The 16096-nt window shown below is 70.5% G+C and carries 11 protein-coding genes; 2 read left to right on the top strand and 9 right to left on the bottom strand.

Translation table 11 applies throughout. The features are described from left to right. Nucleotides 1-218 precede the first annotated feature (218 nt). From cysG to DK412_RS19460, 9 genes are all read right to left on the bottom strand, one after another. Nucleotides 219-1697, bottom strand: a complete 1479-nt coding sequence (gene cysG, locus DK412_RS19420) for a siroheme synthase CysG (RefSeq protein WP_109973281.1) — start codon at nucleotides 1695-1697, stop codon at nucleotides 219-221. Nucleotides 1698-1751: 54 nt separating this feature from the next. Then, complete coding sequence (locus tag DK412_RS19425; RefSeq protein ID WP_109973282.1) at nucleotides 1752-4433, bottom strand: nitrate reductase; 2682 nt, start codon at nucleotides 4431-4433, stop codon at nucleotides 1752-1754. Nucleotides 4434-4782: 349 nt separating this feature from the next. After that, nucleotides 4783-6393, bottom strand: coding sequence for a sulfite reductase subunit alpha (locus DK412_RS19430; protein WP_109973283.1), 1611 nt, complete (start codon nucleotides 6391-6393; stop codon nucleotides 4783-4785). Between the two features lie 253 nt (nucleotides 6394-6646). Further along, complete coding sequence (locus DK412_RS19435; protein ID WP_109973284.1) at nucleotides 6647-8434, bottom strand: NirA family protein; 1788 nt, start codon at nucleotides 8432-8434, stop codon at nucleotides 6647-6649. A gap of 11 nt (nucleotides 8435-8445) precedes the next feature. Beyond that, a complete protein-coding gene (locus DK412_RS19440; protein ID WP_109973285.1) occupies nucleotides 8446-9663 on the bottom strand; it encodes an FAD-dependent oxidoreductase in 1218 nt (405 codons plus the stop codon). A 4-nt stretch (nucleotides 9664-9667) separates the two neighbouring features. Continuing rightward, the gene (locus DK412_RS19445) at nucleotides 9668-10477 is read right to left on the bottom strand and encodes an ABC transporter ATP-binding protein (RefSeq protein ID WP_109973286.1); all 810 of its coding nucleotides are present in this window, start codon (nucleotides 10475-10477) and stop codon (nucleotides 9668-9670) included. A 13-nt stretch (nucleotides 10478-10490) separates the two neighbouring features. Continuing rightward, complete coding sequence (gene ntrB, locus DK412_RS19450; protein WP_109973287.1) at nucleotides 10491-11351, bottom strand: nitrate ABC transporter permease; 861 nt, start codon at nucleotides 11349-11351, stop codon at nucleotides 10491-10493. 1 nt (nucleotide 11352) lies between these two features. Beyond that, the gene (locus DK412_RS19455) at nucleotides 11353-12639 is read right to left on the bottom strand and encodes a CmpA/NrtA family ABC transporter substrate-binding protein (protein ID WP_109973288.1); all 1287 of its coding nucleotides are present in this window, start codon (nucleotides 12637-12639) and stop codon (nucleotides 11353-11355) included. Between the two features lie 507 nt (nucleotides 12640-13146). Next, nucleotides 13147-13800, bottom strand: coding sequence for a glutathione S-transferase family protein (locus DK412_RS19460; protein ID WP_109973289.1), 654 nt, complete (start codon nucleotides 13798-13800; stop codon nucleotides 13147-13149). Nucleotides 13801-14114: 314 nt separating this feature from the next. On the opposite strand from DK412_RS19460, the gene phaZ reads away from it, so the two are divergent. Then, on the top strand, nucleotides 14115-15344 hold the full coding sequence (gene phaZ, locus DK412_RS19465) for a polyhydroxyalkanoate depolymerase (RefSeq protein ID WP_109973290.1): 1230 nt from the start codon (nucleotides 14115-14117) through the stop codon (nucleotides 15342-15344). 318 nt (nucleotides 15345-15662) lie between these two features. Continuing rightward, nucleotides 15663-15962, top strand: a complete 300-nt coding sequence (rpsU, locus tag DK412_RS19470) for a 30S ribosomal protein S21 (protein ID WP_093566187.1) — start codon at nucleotides 15663-15665, stop codon at nucleotides 15960-15962. The last annotated feature ends 134 nt before the right edge of the window (nucleotides 15963-16096 follow it).

Raw genomic sequence — 16096 nt, forward strand, 5'->3', positions numbered from 1 at the left:
CTCTCTGCCGGGGGGCGGGGCGGCATTATCGGCATGGTCAGCTGTCGATGCGTGGTGCCGCTAAACAATCAGGCAGAGAGAACCTGGCGCAACTGCAAACGGCTGAAATTTCTGAACGACGATCGACCGTATCATCGCGTCATCCCGGGTTCCGCTGCGCGGCCCCGGGATGACGCGGAGGGTTTCAGTTCGGTCCGCCAGCGTAGTCAGGCATTCAATCAGACGCTCGCCCGCTCCGCCGCCTCCAGGACCGCGGGCGGAATGGCGGGAACCTGATCCGCCTGCACGCCCCGCCCGAGCGCATCCCCCACCATCACGATCGCCGGCCCCTCGAGCCCGGCCGCCTCGACCCGGTCGGCGATGTCGCGGGCCTCACCGCGCACCACCGCCTGGTCGGGCCGGGTGGCGTTGAACACCACCAGCGCCGGAGTCGCGGGCGGCAGGCCCTCGGAGACGGCCTGGGCGAGGAGGCTGCGCAGGGTGCGCTTGGGCATGTAGACCACCGTGGTCACGGTGGGATCGGCCAGCGCCTTCCAGTTCAGGTCGTCGGGAAGCGCCCCGCGGCGGTCGTGACCGGTGACGTATTGCAGGCGCCGTGCCGCGTCGCGGTGGGTGAGCGAGATGCCGAGGGAGGCCGCCGCCCCCTGCGCCGCCGTGACGCCGGGCACCACCGCGACCGGGATGCCGGCCTCGTGGCAGGCGTCGATCTCCTCGCCGGCGCGGCCGAACACCAGGGGGTCGCCGGATTTGAGCCGCACCACCCGCTTGCCGCTCTTCGCCAGCGACACCATCAGAGCGTTGATGTCGTCCTGGCGGCAGGACGGGCCGTGGCCGGTCTTGCCGACCAGCATCGTGCGGGCCTCGCGCCGGGCGTAGTCGAGGATCTCCGGCGCGACGAGGTCGTCGTACAGGATCACGTCGGCGCTGCGCAGGGCCCGCAGGGCCTTGAGGGTCAGGAGCTCGGCGTCGCCCGGCCCCGCCCCGACCAGGACGACGCTGCCGCCCGTCGGCGCGGCGTCGTTCTCGGCCAGCAGCGCGTCGAGGTCGGCGCGGACCGGCGCCCGCTCCGGCTCGGCGAAGGCACGGTCCGTGAAACGCTCCCAGAACGCCCGGCGCTCGCCGAAGGCGTGGTAGCGCGCGCTCACCTCGGCGCGCCAGTCGCGGGCGGCCCCGACCCAGGCCTTGAAGCCCGCGGGCAGCATCGCCTCGATGCGCGCCCGCACGGTCTGGCCGAAGACCGGCGCGGCGCCCTCCGTCGAGATGCCGACGACGAGGGGCGAGCGGTTGACGATGGCGCCGAACGAGACGTCGCAGAGATGCGGCCGGTCGATGGCGTTGACGATCGCGCCCGCGGCGCGCGCCGCGCCGACGAAGCACTCGCACTCGCCCTCGTCCTCGAAGGCCGCGATGGCGAAGGCCGCGCCCTCGAGATCGGCCGGCGACCAGTCGCGCTCGTGCAGCACGACCGTGCCGGCGACGGCCTCCGCGGGAGCGCCCCGCATCTCCTCGGTGGGTTCGGGGGCGAAGACGTCGACATGGGCGCCGGCGGCGGCGAGCAGCTTCACCTTCCAGGCCGCGCCGCCATTCGCCCCGGCCAGCACCGCGCGCTTGCCCGTGAGCGTCACGAAGACCGGGAGCACGGCCAGGGGCTCGAGACCCGGGGAGCGGGTCTCGCGGGGAGCGCGGGGCGTACGCATGGGAAGGGAAGCTTCTGGAACGAGTCTCGGGAAATCCTGCGCCATCAGATGCGCCTATGCGGAAGCGGGTGCAAGTTCCGCGGCCAGCAGCTTGCGGATCTCAGGGATGCACGAGCCGCAATTGGTGCCGGCCTTGCACGCCGCGCCGACCGCCTCAACCCCGTGCGCCCCGCCCTTGATCGCCGCCCGGATCGTATCGAGCCCGACGGTGTGGCAGGCGCAGACCAGCGGCCCGGTGCCGGCGCTCTCGGCCCTGCCGGAGATGAGCGCCCGGCGGGCGGAGGGCTCCAGCAGCTCCTGGGTGCGGAAGAACGCCTTGGCGGCGTCCCAGGTCGGGCGCTCGGCGGCGGGCGCCAGGGCGATCACGCCGAGGAGCTGCCCGTCGCGGAAGGCGGCGGCGCGGTAGCGGCCGCGCCCCGGGTCGGCGTACTCGCTGAAGGCAGCCCCGGGAAACAGCTCGCGCATCAGGGCGGCGGCCTCGCTCGGACCGTCCTGGGTCGCGACGATCAGGCCGGTCGCCCCTTCCAGCGTCGCCCTCGCCCACCACCAGCCGAAGGGCGCCGCCACCGTCTCGCGGGTGATGAGGTAGCCGCGGGAGCGGTAGGGCTCGGGGGCGATCGAGGCCGGGGTCGCCTTGAGCTCCGGCTGGCCCGAGACCGGGTCCACCGCGCCCTGCGCGAGGGCGCCGACGCGGCCGTCCGAGGTGTTGGCCTCGCTCCAGTGCATCGGGGCGAACAGGACGCCGGGTTGCGCGCCCGGGGTCACCATGACCTCCAGTACCGCGGCGCCATGGGCGGTGCGGACCCGGGCGAGGTCGCCCTCGGTGAGGCCGGCGGCGGCCGCGTCGTCGGGGTGGATCTCGACGAAGGGTACCGCCCGGTGGGCCGAGAGGCGCGGGCTCTTCCCGGTGCGGGTCAGCGTGTGCCAGTGGTCGCGCACCCGGCCGGTATTGAGGCGTAAGGGGAGCGCGTCGCTGGTCGCTTGCGCCAGGACCGGCTTCTGCACCGCGACGAAGCGGGCCTTGCGGTCGCGGGTGAAGAAGCCGCCATTGGCGAAGAACCGCGTCTGCGGCGCCTTGGCCTTACGGGTCAGCGGCCACTGCACCGGCGCCGCCGCGGCGTAGGCGGCGTCCGTGATGTCGGAGAGCCCACCGAGGTCGAAGTCGCGGCTGCCGCGGTTCTCGAACTCCGACAGGGCGGCGTGCTCGCGAAACACCGCGGCGGCACTCGGCCAGGCGAAGGCCTTGGAATAGCCGAGGCGTTGGCCCACCTGGGCCATGATCCACCAATCGGCCCGCGCCTCGCCCGGGGCTGTCAGGAAGGCGCGCTGGCGCGAGATCCGGCGCTCGGAATTGGTCACCGTGCCGTCCTTCTCGCCCCAGGCGAGGGCCGGGAGCACGATGGCGTTGCGGGCCCGCACCGTGTCGGTGTCGGCCACCACCTCGGAGACCACGTAGGTGTCGAGCTTGGCCAAGGCCGCCCGCACCCGGTCGGCCCGGGGCATCGAGACCGCCGGGTTGGTGCCCATCACCCACAACGCCTTGATCTTGCCGCGCTCGATCGCCTCGAACAACGCCACCGCCTTCATCCCCTCGCCGGTGGTGATGTTCGGCGCGTTCCAGAACCGGCGCACCAGGTCCACCTCCTCGGGGGTGAAGTGCATGTGGGCCGCCAGCATGTTGGCGAGCCCGCCGACCTCGCGCCCGCCCATGGCGTTGGGCTGGCCGGTGAGCGAGAACGGCCCCATGCCGGGCTTCCCGATGCGGCCGGTGGCGAGGTGGCAGTTGATGATCGCGTTGGCCTTGTCGGTCCCTTGCGCCGACTGATTCACCCCCTGCGAGGTGGCGGTGACGACCCGCGGCGTGGTGCGGAATAGCTCGAAGAAGGTCGCGACCTCGGCCTCGGAGAGGCCGGTCGCCGCGGCCGTGGCCGCGGTCGTCGGGGCGATCTGGCGGGCGCGCTCCAGCGCCGGCTCGAAGCCGGCGGTGTGCTCGGCGATGTAGCGCGGATCGAGGGCGTTCGCGTCGGCGAGGTGGACCAGCAGCCCGGAGAACAGGGCCGTGTCGGTGCCGGGCTTCACGCCGAGGAAGAGGTCGGCCTCCTCGCCGGTCTGGGTGCGGCGGGGATCGATCGCCACGATTCTGGTGCCGCGCTTCGCCCGCGCGTCGAGCATGCGGCGAAAGAGGATCGGGTGGCACCAGGCGGTGTTGGAGCCGACCAGCACCAGGAGGTCGGCCTCGTCGAGGTCCTCGTAGCAGCCCGGCACGGTGTCGGAGCCGAAGGCGCGGCGGTGCGCGGCCACCGAGGACGACATGCACAGGCGCGAATTGGTGTCGACGTGGGGCGTGCCGATGAAGCCCTTCGCGAGCTTGTTGGCGACGTAATAGTCTTCGGTCAGGAGCTGGCCCGAGAGGTAGAACGCCACCGAGTCCGGCCCGTGCGCCGCGACGGTGCGCTTGAAGCCCTCGGCGACGGCATCCAGTGCCTCGTCCCAGGTCGCGCGCCGCCCGGCGATTGCCGGATGCAGCACCCGGTCGTCGAGGGACAGGGTTTCACCCAACGCCGAGCCCTTCGAGCACAGCCGGCCGAAATTCGCCGGGTGCTGCGGATCGCCCGCCACGCTGGCGCCCCCCTGCCCGTCCGGCCGGGCGAGCACGCCGCAGCCGACGCCGCAATACGGACAGGTGGTGCGGACGGGGGCGGCCTCGGGCGCGAGGGCCGGCACGTGCAGGTTCATGGGAAGAGCCTTTCGCCGGGCGTGCGGGTGGGGGCGGACAAGCAATGTTCGAGCCGCCGGGAGTCGACGGTGGATCGCAATTCACCCGAAACAATCAATCAGGGTGACGCTGACGAGCGCTTGCACGCGATCGGCGTGCTCGACGGAATGACATCCTCTGCGTCATTCCGGGGCCGCGAAGCGGAGCCCGGAATCCAGAACCGCTGATCCGTCAGGATGAGGCGCGGACCGTTCCGCTTCATCCTCTCCCACCTGAGTGTCCGGATCCCGGGCTCCGCTTTCGCGGCCCCGGGATGACGCGGAGGATGTGATTGACGTAAGGGAGCACCGAGCAGGGTTTCGTACGGTCTTAATACACGTCCGCCTGGTACCGGTTCGCCTTCTTGAGTGCGGCGAGATACGCCACCGCCTCCTCCGGGCTCTTGCCGCCGTGGGTCGCCGCCACGTCGATGATCGCGCGCTCGACATCCTTGGCCATGCGCTTGGCGTCGCCGCAGACGTAGAAATGGGCGCCCTCCTCCAGCCAGCGCCACAATTCGCGGCCGTTCTCGCGCATCCGGTCCTGGACGTAGGTCTTCTCGCCCCCGTCGCGCGACCAGGCGAGCGACAGGCGGGTCAGCACGCCCTGGTCCTTCAAGCCGTTGAGCTCGTCACGGTAGAAGAAGTCGGAGGCCTGGCGCTGGTGGCCGAAGAACAGCCAGTTCTTGCCCGGCGCCTTCACGGCGGCGCGCTCGCGCAGGAAGGCGCGGAACGGGGCGATGCCGGTGCCCGGGCCGACCATGATGACCGGGGTGTCCTGCTTGTCCGGCAGGCCGAAGCCGTGGGCCTTCTGGAGATACACCTTCACCTTGGCGGTCTCGGACAGGCGCTCGCCGAGATGGGTCGAGGCGACGCCGAGGCGCAGGCGCGAGCGGTGGCTGTAGCGCACCGCATCGACCGTGAGCGAGACCCGGCCCGGATCGGCCTTGGGCGAGGACGAGATCGAGTAGAGCCGCGGTTGCAGCTCGTCGAGGGCTTCGAGGAAGACCTCGGCGTCGGGCCGGGCACCCGGGAATTTATGGAGCGCGCCGAGCACGTCGAGATAGGCCGCGTCGCCGTCCGGATCCTCGCCGGCGCTGAGCGCCTGGGCCTTCTTGCGCTGCGCGCCGGAGGTGAGGAGCGAGAGGAGCTGGAACAGCCCGTCGGGGGCGCCGCCGAGGGAGTAGTTGGTGAGGAGATGGTCGCGCAGGGTCTTCTCGCCGAGCTTGGTGGCGATGACCCGCTCGGGCCGGGCGCCGAGCTCGGCGATCACCGCGTCGGCCAGGGCCGGGGCGTTGGCGGGGAACAGGCCGAGCGAATCGCCGACGACGTAGTCGATGCCGGTGCCGGTCAGATCGATCTCGATGTGCCAGGTCTCCTTCTCGCCGCCCGGCGCGTTGAGGCGGCGGCGGGAGAGGAAGACCGCCTCGGCCGGGTTCTCGCGGCAGAGGCCGTAGGGACCGACCGGAGCTTCCGCCTTCGGAGCGTCGTCGGAGGCGGGCGCGGCGCCGGCCGGGGCCGCGGTGCCGAACTCCGCCTCCAGCTTCTTCAGCATCCGGAGCGTCTCCTTGCCGCCGGGCTGGCAGAGGTTCAGGCGCTCCTCCTTCTTGAGGAAGATGGCGTTGGCATAGTCGGCGCAGTTGTAGCCGCATTGGCCGCAATCCTGCTGGGCCATGGCGGCCATCAGCTTCTGCGGCTCGGAGCGGTCCTTGGCCAGGGTCATGCGGTCGTCGAGGCCCATCGACGGGTCGTGCCAGGGCGCATCGCCGTTGTCGGCGAGAGCCGGACCGCCGGGCGCCTCGCCGGCCCCGAGGGCGGTTGCGCCCTCGACCGCCGGCCCGAGCAGGGCGGCGAAGTAGCCCGACAGCCAGGCGCGCTGGTCGGTGTTGAAGGGGGCGGATTCGGGGATCAGGACGAGCGGGGGAGCGACGTGCTGGGTCATCGGGGGTTACCGAAGGAGAGTGGCGTTCCGCCGGTGATGCACCGGCCGTCTCCTCTCCCCGCGGGCGGGGAGAGGGCCGTGTCACCGTTCAGGGGACACGGCAAGCGCAGGCGAAGCCGGAGCGAGGGTGAGGGGGTCTCGACGAGTGTGGCTCCTCCGGAGACACCCCCTCACCCACGCCCTGCGGGCTTGCCGAACCCTCTGGACGAGGGTTCGGCCCTCTCCCCGCCCGCGGGGAGAGGAGAAGGGTGCCTTACTCGGCCGCCTCCAGCAGCCGTTCGCCGGCGAGCGCCTTCAGCGCCTCCGGCCCGCGGCGGGCGGTGTAGGCCTGGAAGGTCTCCTCCGGGCCGGTGCGGTGCTGGAGATAGTCGGTGAGCAGGGTCTCGACCCGGCCGGGGCAGTCCTCGGCCTTCACGGCCTTCCAGATCTCGGTGCCGATCTTGGCCGCCTCGCCGAAGCCGCCGCCGACCACGATGTCGTAGCCCTCGACGGTGTCGCCCTCCTCACTCACCACCACCTTGGCGCCGATGAGCCCGATATCGCCGATGTAGTGCTGGGCGCAGGAATGGTGGCAGCCGGTGAGGTGGACGTTGACCGGCACGTCGAGCCCCGGCACAGCCGCCTCGACGTGGTCGGCGATGAGCAGCGCATGGCCCTTGGTGTCCGAGGCCGCGAACTTGCAGCCGCGATTGCCGGTGCAGGCGACGAGGCCGGCGCGGATGCTCGACGCCTTGGTGGAGAGCCCGAGGGCCGCGACGCGGGTCTCGACCTCCGCCACCTTGTCGTCGGGCACACCCGAGAACAGGAAGTTCTGCCAGACGGTGAGACGGATCTGGCCGTCGCCGCACTCGCGGGAGATCTCCGCCAGCGCCCGCATCTGGTCGGTGGTCATCTTGCCGACCGGCAGGATCACGCCGATCCAGTTGAGGCCGGACTGGACCTGGGCATGCACGCCGACATGGGCGTAGCGGTCGAAGCCGCCGCGGGGCTTCACGTGGGCGGGATCGACCCGCTCCAGCTTGCGCCCGAGCTTCTCTTCCACGGCGGCGAGGTACTTGTCGTAGCCCCAGGCGTCGAGGACGTACTTCATCCGCGCCTTGTTGCGGTTGGTGCGGTCGCCGTTCTCGATGAAGACCCGCAGGATCGCGTCGGCGACGGCGTTGCACTCCTTCGGGCGCAGCACCACGCCGGTGTCGCGGGCGATGTCGCGGTGGCCGGTGATGCCGCCCAGCACGAGGCGCATCCAGATCCCCGGCTCGACCGCGGCGCCCTCCATCACCTCGACCGCCTGAAAGCCGATGTCGTTGGTCTCCTCCAGCACCGGCAGCACGCCGCCACCGTCGAAGGCGACGTTGAACTTGCGCGGCAGGCCGAAGAGCGAGCGGTCGTTGAGGATGTGGTTGTGCCAGGACTTGGCGAGCGGCCGCGTGTCGAGGAGTTCCTGCGCGTCGATGCCGGCAGTGGGCGAGCCGGTGACGTTGCGGATGTTGTCGGCGCCGGCGCCCCGGGCGGTGAGGCCGAGATCGATCAGCCCGTCGAGGAAGGGCTGACCGTGCTCGGGAGCGATCTCGCGCACCTGGAGGTTGGCGCGCGTCGTGACGTGGCTGTAGCCGCCGCCATGGGCGTCGGCGAGGTCGGCGATGCCGGCGAACTGCCAATGGTGCAGGATGCCGTTCGGGATCCGCAGGCGGCACATGTAGGAGTTCTGGGCCGGCGCGACCCAGAACAGCCCGTGATAGCGCCAGCGGAAATTGTCCTCCGGCTTCGGCGCCTTGCCGGTCTCGGCCTCGGCGATCAGCCGGTTGTGGCCGTCGAACGGGTTCTCGGCCCGCTTCCACTTCTCCTGCTCGGCGAGCTTGCCGCCGTTCTTCACGGTGCGGTCCTGCGCCTTGATGTGGATCGCGTCCGGCCCGGTCGGCTCGGCGGCGGGCGCCGCGGCACCGCCTCCGGCAGCGAGGCCGCCGGTCATGCGGATTGCGGCGATGCCGTGGGAGAAGCCTTCGAGGTAGCGCTTCTGCTCGGCGTTGAAGTCGTCGGCCATCGCGGGCTCCTTCACGCTGCGAGGGACTGAGGGGCGGGACGCCCGAACATCAGGTCGTCCCGGTCGTCGGAACTGATCGCGTCACCGGTGCGGATCAGGGTCTTGCACCAGCCCTGCTCGGCGACGTCGCCGACGAAGACCGCGCCGATCAGGCGGTCGCCGTCGATCACGAGCTTGCGGTAGAGGCCGGAGGCCGGGTCGCTCCAGGTCACGGCCTCGGCGCCGTCCGGCACGTCGACCGCGCCGGCGGAGAAAACCGGCAGGCCCGACACCTTGAGGCTCGTGGCGAGCGAGGTGCCGGCGTAAGCGGCCTCTCCTCCGCAGAGGCGGCGGGCGAGCACCTCGGCCTGCTCGTAGGCCGGCTCGACGAGGCCGTAGGTCTGGCCGCGGTGCTCGGCGCATTCGCCGAGCGCGTAGATCCCCGGCACCGAGGTCGCCATCGTGTCGTCCACCCGGATGCCGCGGCCGATATCGAGCCCAGCGCTCGCCGCCAGGGCCGTCGAGGGCCGCACGCCGACCGACATCACCACGAGATCGGCCGGCAGCACCGTGCCGTCCGACAGGACAAGGCGCTCGACCTTGCCGTCGCCCTCGACCGCGGCGGTGTCGGCCTTCAGGATCACCCGCACGCCGCGGGCCTCCATCGCCTCGCGCACCAGCCCCGCGGCGGCATGGTCGAGCTGGCGCTCCATCAGGCGGTCCATGACGTGCAGCAGCGTGGTGTCGACGCCGAGCCGCGCCAGCCCCACCGCGGCCTCGAGCCCGAGGAGCCCGCCGCCGATCACGATCGCCCTGGCGCCCGCCACCGCCGCCCGGCGGATCGCCGCCACGTCGGCGAGGTCGCGGAAGGTGATGACGCCGGGCAGATCCATCCCGGGCTTCGGCAGCCGGATCGGCACCGAGCCGACGGCGAGGACCAGCTTGTCGAAGGGCAGGACCAGCCCCTCGCCGACCCGCACGATGCGCTCCGCGGTGTCGATCGCGGTGGCGGGCGCGCCGGTGACGAGGGTGATGCCGTGCTCGGCATACCAGTCGAGGCCGCGGAAGGTGCAGGCCGCCTCGTCGACCTCGCCGCCGAGCAGCGACGACAGCAGCACGCGGTTGTACGCCGCCACCGGCTCGGCGCCGACGCAGGTGACGTCGAAGCGGCCGGGGGCGGCCTCGGTCAGCCGCTCCAGGAAGCGGAGCGAGGCCATGCCGTTGCCGATGACGACGAGACGCTCGGTCATGGGATCACGCCGCGATCGCGGGTTTGGCGTGGCGGGCGTAGAGGAATTCCAGCACCTCGGCCCGGGCATGGGTGTAGGTCGGGTCCTCGACCAGTTCGAGGCGCTTGCGCGGCCGGGCGAGCGGCACCGTCAGGACCTCGCCGATCGTGGCCGAGGGGCCGTTCGTCATCATCACGATCCGGTCGGAGAGCAGCACCGCCTCGTCGACGTCGTGGGTGATCATGATGACGGTGTTCTTGAGCCGCAGGTGGATCTCCATCAGCTGATCTTGCAGATGGGCCCGGGTCAGCGCGTCGAGGGCGCCGAACGGCTCGTCCATGAGGAGCACCTTCGGCTCCATGGCCAGCGCCCGGGCGATGCCGACGCGCTGCTTCATGCCGCCGGAGATCTCGTGCGGGCGCTTCTCGGCGGCGTGGGTCATGTTGACGAGCGCGAGGTTGTGCTCGATCCAGTCGCGACGCTCGGCCTTGCTCTTCTTGGCCTTCAGCACCTTGTCGACGGCGAGCGCCACGTTCTCGCGCACCGTGAGCCAGGGCAGGAGCGAGTGGTTCTGGAACACCACGGCGCGCTCGGGGCCGGGGCTGTTGACCTCCTTGCCGTCGAGGAGGACGCCGCCGGCCGAGGCCTTGAGCAGGCCTGCCACGATGTTGAGCACCGTCGACTTGCCGCAGCCGGAATGGCCGATCAGCGAGACGAATTCGCCCTTGGCGATCTTCAGGTTGACGTCACGCAGGACTTCCGTGGTGCGGCCGCCCCTCGTGAAGCTGATGCCGACCTGTTCGAGGCTGAGATGGGTCGCGTTGAGAGTGGTCATTTGGAAGCCTCCCTCAGGCCGTGGCGGTGCCGCGGGTGACGAGGTGGCCGAGGCCGGCGACGAGGCGGTCGAGCACGAAGCCGATCACCCCGACATAGACCAGGGCCACGATGATCTCGCTGATGTGCGAGGAGTTCCAGGCATCCCAGATGAAGAACCCGATGCCGACACCGCCGATCAGCATCTCCGCCGCCACGATGGCGAGCCAGGACAGGCCGACGCCGATGCGGAGACCGGTGAAGATGTACGGCGCCGCCGAGGGCAGCATCACCTTGGCGAAGAACTCGAAGGCGTTGAGGCGCAGGACCGCCGCGACGTTGCGGTAGTCCTGCGGAATGTTGCGGATGCCGACCGCGGTGTTGATGATGATCGGCCAGATCGAGGTGATGAAGATCACGAAGATCGCCGAGGGCTGGCCGTCCCGGAAGGCGGCGAGCGACAGCGGCAGCCAGGCGAGCGGCGGGATGGTGCGCAGGACCTGGAAGATCGGATCGAGCCCGCGCATCGCCCATTCGGACTGACCGACGAGGGTGCCGAGCATCACGCCGGCGATCACCGCCAGGGTGAAGCCGAGCGCCACGCGCTGGAGGCTGGCGCTGATGTGCCAGAACAGCCCCTTGTCGGTGCCGCCATTGTCGTAGAACGGGTGGGCGATGATCTCCCAGGCCTCGCTGACGACGCGCGACGGCGGCGGCAGGCCGGCGCCGGGGCGCTGGCACAGCACCTCCCAGAGCAGCAGGAAGACCGCCAGCACGACCAGCGGCGGCACGATCCGCAGCGCCAGACCTTTCAGGGCGGCGCGGGTGACGAGGGGGCGCTTCACCCCTTCGGCTTTGGCGGCGCCGAGGCGCCCGAGGCTGAGTCCGAGCGCCATCTCACGCCACCTTCTTGATGCCGAGGCTGTTGAGGTAGGCGGAGGGGTCCGCCGGATCGAAGACCTTGCCGTCGAAGAAGGTCTCCTTGCCGCGCGAGGTCGAGGCGGGGGCGGTGACGCCCATGCCCTTCGCCACCTCGCGCCAGATGTCCTCCCGGTTCACCTTCTCGATCAGCGCCTTGGTGTCGGTCTGGGGATCGAACTTGCCCCAGCGGATGTCCTCGGTGAGGAACCACAGGTCATGCGACTTGAACGGGTACGAGGCGTCGTCGGCCCAGTACTTCATGATGTGCGGGCTGTTCGACACCTTGCGGCCGTCGCCGTAATCGAACTCGCCCTTCATCCGTCTGACGACGTCGGTGGCCGGGACGTTGATCCACTGGCGCTTGGCGACGATGCCGGCGAGCTCGTCGCGGTTCTCCGGCTTGTCGCACCATTGTTGCGCCTCCATCACGGCGGCGAGCAGCGCCTTGGCGGCGTTCGGGTACTTGTCGACCCAGGCGGCGCGCATGCCCAGCGCCTTCTCCGGGTGGTCCTTCCACAATTCGCCGGTGGTGAGCGCCGTGTAGCCGATGCCCTGCGTGATCAGCTGCTCGTTCCACGGCTCGCAGACGCAGAAGCAATCCATCGTGCCGACCTTCATGTTCGCTACCATCTGGGGCGGAGGCACGACGATGGTCTCGATGTCCTTGTCCGGATCGATGCCTCCGGCGGCGAGCCAGTAGCGGATCCAGAGGTCGTGGGTACCGCCCGGGAAGGTCATCGCCGCCTTGACCGACTTGCCCGACGCCTTCTTGCGCTCGAGCGCGGCCCGGAAGGGCTTGGCGTCGAGGGCGACCTTGTCGCCCATATGCTCCTTGGCGACCGAGATGCACTGCCCGGCGAGGTTGAGCCGCGCCAGGATGTACATCGGCACCGGAACGTTGTTCTGCGTCACCCGGCCGGCGCTGATCAGGTAGGGCATCGGGGTCAGGATGTGGGCGCCGTCGATGCCGTTGCCCTCCGAGCCGAGCACCAGATTGTCGCGGGTGGTGCCCCAGGAAGCCTGCTTCAGCACCTCGACGTCGGGCATCCCGTGCTTGGCGAAGATGCCCTTCTCCTTGGCGACGAAGAGGGGGGCGGCGTCGGTGAGCGCGATGAAGCCGAGCTTGGCGCCCTTCACCTCGGGGCCCGCACCTTGCGCGAAGGCGCCGCCCGGCAGGGCGACACGGCTCGCTGCCGCCAGGGACAGGGCGCCGGCCGCCCCCTTGAGGATGCCGCGACGCGTGGTGTGCTCAACGCTGCTCATCGTTTGCCGTACCCTCAAGCCGCTTGCGCCGTCGTGGCGCGGATCCCGGTGCCGAAACGCAAAAAACCGCTGCCCAAGGTCTTCCGCCGGCCGCGCGGTTGCGGGCCCACAGGGGAACTCGGGTCAGCGGCTCTGCTGACGGTCGGTGCCCGTCGACGCTGACGGACGAGAGAGGGAGAGCAGGTTCCGTGCCAACTGGCCGGCACGCGACTCAAGTGATTGAAATCAGGATAATTCTCAGCTCGGCCGAGGCGGGCGACGGGGCGGCTTGGCCGATTGGTGCGATGCACAAATGATGGGCTGGTGGATGGAGAATGGGCAGGGGCACGGCGCTCAAGGATGAGGCAACAAGGGGGATGACGCACGGATGGGCATCGTTCGTCGTAGCGGTCCGCTGCGCAGGGCCTCAGCGTCAAGCCGAGGCTGCCGAGCGCGATTCCCATCCCGGGGCCGCGCAGCATGACCCGGGATGGTGCCGAGGCAGGGCGAGAATTGCGGCGCCGGCCGTCAGAACTCCATGTCGAGTTCCTCGATCTCCTCCGGCTCGTCCGCCGCCGCGCCGATCCAGTCGCGCATCAGATCCCAATCCATGATCCGGTCGCGGTAGGCGGCGCAATCCGGCGGCAGGTCGACGCCGTAGGTGACGAAGCGGGTGCAGACCGGGGCGTAGATCGCGTCCGCCACCACCGGCCGGGCGCCGAAGAGGAACGGCCCCCCGTGGGCCCGGAGCGCCTCCTGCCAGATCTCGACCACCCGGGCGATGTCGGCGCGGGCGCCGCCCCAGAGCTTGAAGTCGTCGTAGCGGGCGCGCAGGTTCATCGGCAGGGCCGAGCGCAGGTTGACGAAGCCGCCATGCATCTCGCCCGAGATCGAATGCGACCAGGCCCGGGCGGCGAGGTCGTCGGGCAGGAGGCCGGCTTGCGGCCGCACCTCGGCGAGGTACTGGGCGATGGCGAGCACATCCCAGACCCGCACCGACCCGTGGGTCAGCCGCGGCACCAGGAACGAGGGCGAGAGGTGCAGGAGTTCGGCCCGGCTCGCCGGATCGCCCGACAGCACTTCCACCGCAAGGTCGAGCCCCGCCATGCGGCAGAGCAGCCAGCCGCGCAGCGACCAGGACGAGTAGTTGCGGCTTGAGATCGTCAGCGTCGCCTCGGCCATGCGGTCCTCCCCGGGCCGTCATCGCGCGGCCCGTCTGCCCCTGGGTTCCCGGCCTCGCGATCCAAGACTCGTGCCGAAAGACCCGTGCCGAAAGACTCGTGCCGGTCGGACTCCACGCCGGGACGCAATCTTCGCACAAGTCGCGCGGACCTAGACTGCATGGGACAGGAACTTGGCACGAGGGTCGCATCCCGCGAGCGCAGGGGATGGCTGCCGTCTTCCGCCGAAAGTCCGGTCGCGGGCGGGGGAAGCCGTGCCGTACGCTTGCCGGCGGGCCGAATCCCGCGCGTGTCCGTGAGGGAGTGCCCGGGCCGATGCTGTACGATGCCTTCGAGGTCCAGTCGGACGCCGCCGCCGCGACGCGCGCCTGGGGACGGGTGCTCCACGAGGGCACGGCTCCCTGGACGACGAGAGGCTACGGCGCGCCGGCGACCTGGGTCGCGGCCGCCGCCCGGATGATGATGCGGGCCGGCCTCACCCATGCCCGGCCCTCCTACGGGATCGAGACGGTGCAAATCGGCAACCGCGAGGCCCCGGTCACCGAGGAGCCGGTGCTCTCGACGCCCTTCGGCACGCTGCTGCGCTTCCGCAAGGACCTGGTCAGCGAGCAGCCCCGGGTGCTGGTGGTGGCGCCCCTCTCGGGCCATTTCGGCACGCTCCTGCGCGGCACCGTGCGCACCCTGCTCGCCGACCACGACGTCTACATCACCGACTGGCACAATGCCCGCGACGTGCCGCTCAGCGCCGGCCGCTTCGGCTTCGACGACTACGTCGCCCACCTGGTGCAGTTCCTCGAGACGATCGGCGAGGGCGCCCACCTCGTGGCGGTGTGCCAGCCCTGCGTGCAGGCGCTGGCCGCCGCCGCGGTGATGGCCGAGAGCCGCAACGCGGCCCACCCGGCGAGCATGACCCTGATGGCCGGCCCGGTCGACACCCGGATCAACCCGACCAAGGTCAACGAGCTCGCCACCGCGAAGCCGATCGCGTGGTTCGAGAAGAATCTGATCGCCACCGTGCCGCGCCGCCATGCCGGAGCCGGGCGGCGGGTCTATCCGGGCTTCATGCAGGTGGGGGCCTTCATGTCGATGAACGCCGCGCGCCACATGCACGGCCATCTCGACCTCTACTGGCACCTCGCCGAGGGCGAGACCAACAGGGACGCCCAAGCGAAGGCGGCGCAGATCGAGACCTTCTACGACGAGTATTTCGCCGTCCTCGACCTCGCGGCGGAGTTCTACCTCGAGACGGTCAAGACCGTGTTCCAGGACGCGACGCTGGCGCAGAACAAGCTGACCTTCCGCGGAGCGCCGATCGACACGCGGGCGATCCGCAGGACCGCCCTGATGACGGTGGAGGGGGAGCGCGATGACATCTGCGCCGTCGGCCAGACGGTGGCGGCGCACGACCTCTGCACCGGCCTCAAGCCCTTCCGCAAGAGCCACCACCTCCAGGCCGGGGTCGGCCATTACGGGGTGTTCTCCGGCCGCAAGTGGGAGGGCCAGACCTACCCGCGGGTGCGCAGCTTCATCCAGGCCAACGCTTGATCCGTGACGCCCCCCGCCTAGCTAGCAGGTCTTCGGCACGAAGCTCTTCCCGGACGCGTCGCCGCTCAAATTTCGGTCAGGCGACCACTCCCCGGTTGGAAGTCGTGGCGGAGTGGTGTAAGGCCCCGATCAGGCGCATACCGTGCGCCGACAGCTTGCGCCGGGCTCCGGTGCGACCGCAATGCAACCCAAGCCCCTCCCGGTCCTTCCAGGTCCGGGCCGTGGGGCGCATTTCGGTTGGCCGGGCAGGCAGCCATCCGGGCGCGTTCCGCGCAAGGTCGGCCACGATTCTGGATTTAGACGAAAGGATAGATACCCTTGCAGGTACTCGTTCGGGACAACAACGTCGATCAGGCTCTCCGCGTCCTCAAGAAGAAGATGCAGCGCGAGGGCATCTTCCGCGAGATGAAGCAGCGCAAGGCCTACGAGAAGCCGTCGGTGCGCAAGGCCCGCGAGAAGGCGGAAGCCGTCCGCCGCGCCCGCAAGCAGGCCCGCAAGACCGCCATCCGCGAGGGTCTGATCGCCGCTCCGAAGCCGAAGCCCCGCGTCGGCGCTCCCCGCCGTCCCGGTCCGGCCCCCTCCGCGGCCCCGGCTGCCGCTCCGGCCGCCTCCGCGTAAGCGACCGGCCAGCGCATTTTCCGACGACGTGGATACTGGTTCGTCGTAGAACATGCGGCACAAGTAAAAACCTGGAGCGCTGTCCGATTGCAACGCGATCGGGCAGTGCTCCGGCACCCGCCTCTCACCGGCGG

The organism is Methylobacterium sp. 17Sr1-1, from assembly GCF_003173775.1.
Lineage (GTDB): Bacteria > Pseudomonadota > Alphaproteobacteria > Rhizobiales > Beijerinckiaceae > Methylobacterium.

Bases quoted from the DNA above. Each gene is read 5' to 3' on its own strand.
- DK412_RS19425 (WP_109973282.1), bottom strand. From the start codon at position 4,433: ATGAACCTGCACGTGCCGGCCCTCGCGCCCGAGGCCGCCCCCGTCCGC.
- DK412_RS19435 (WP_109973284.1), bottom strand. From the start codon at position 8,434: ATGGCCGACGACTTCAACGCCGAGCAGAAGCGCTACCTCGAAGGCTTC.
- DK412_RS19455 (WP_109973288.1), bottom strand. From the start codon at position 12,639: ATGAGCAGCGTTGAGCACACCACGCGTCGCGGCATCCTCAAGGGGGCG.
- cysG (WP_109973281.1), bottom strand. From the start codon at position 1,697: ATGCGTACGCCCCGCGCTCCCCGCGAGACCCGCTCCCCGGGTCTCGAG.
- DK412_RS19460 (WP_109973289.1), bottom strand. From the start codon at position 13,800: ATGGCCGAGGCGACGCTGACGATCTCAAGCCGCAACTACTCGTCCTGG.
- DK412_RS19430 (WP_109973283.1), bottom strand. From the start codon at position 6,393: ATGACCCAGCACGTCGCTCCCCCGCTCGTCCTGATCCCCGAATCCGCC.
- DK412_RS19440 (WP_109973285.1), bottom strand. From the start codon at position 9,663: ATGACCGAGCGTCTCGTCGTCATCGGCAACGGCATGGCCTCGCTCCGC.
- ntrB (WP_109973287.1), bottom strand. From the start codon at position 11,351: ATGGCGCTCGGACTCAGCCTCGGGCGCCTCGGCGCCGCCAAAGCCGAA.
- DK412_RS19445 (WP_109973286.1), bottom strand. From the start codon at position 10,477: ATGACCACTCTCAACGCGACCCATCTCAGCCTCGAACAGGTCGGCATC.
- phaZ (WP_109973290.1), top strand. From the start codon at position 14,115: ATGCTGTACGATGCCTTCGAGGTCCAGTCGGACGCCGCCGCCGCGACG.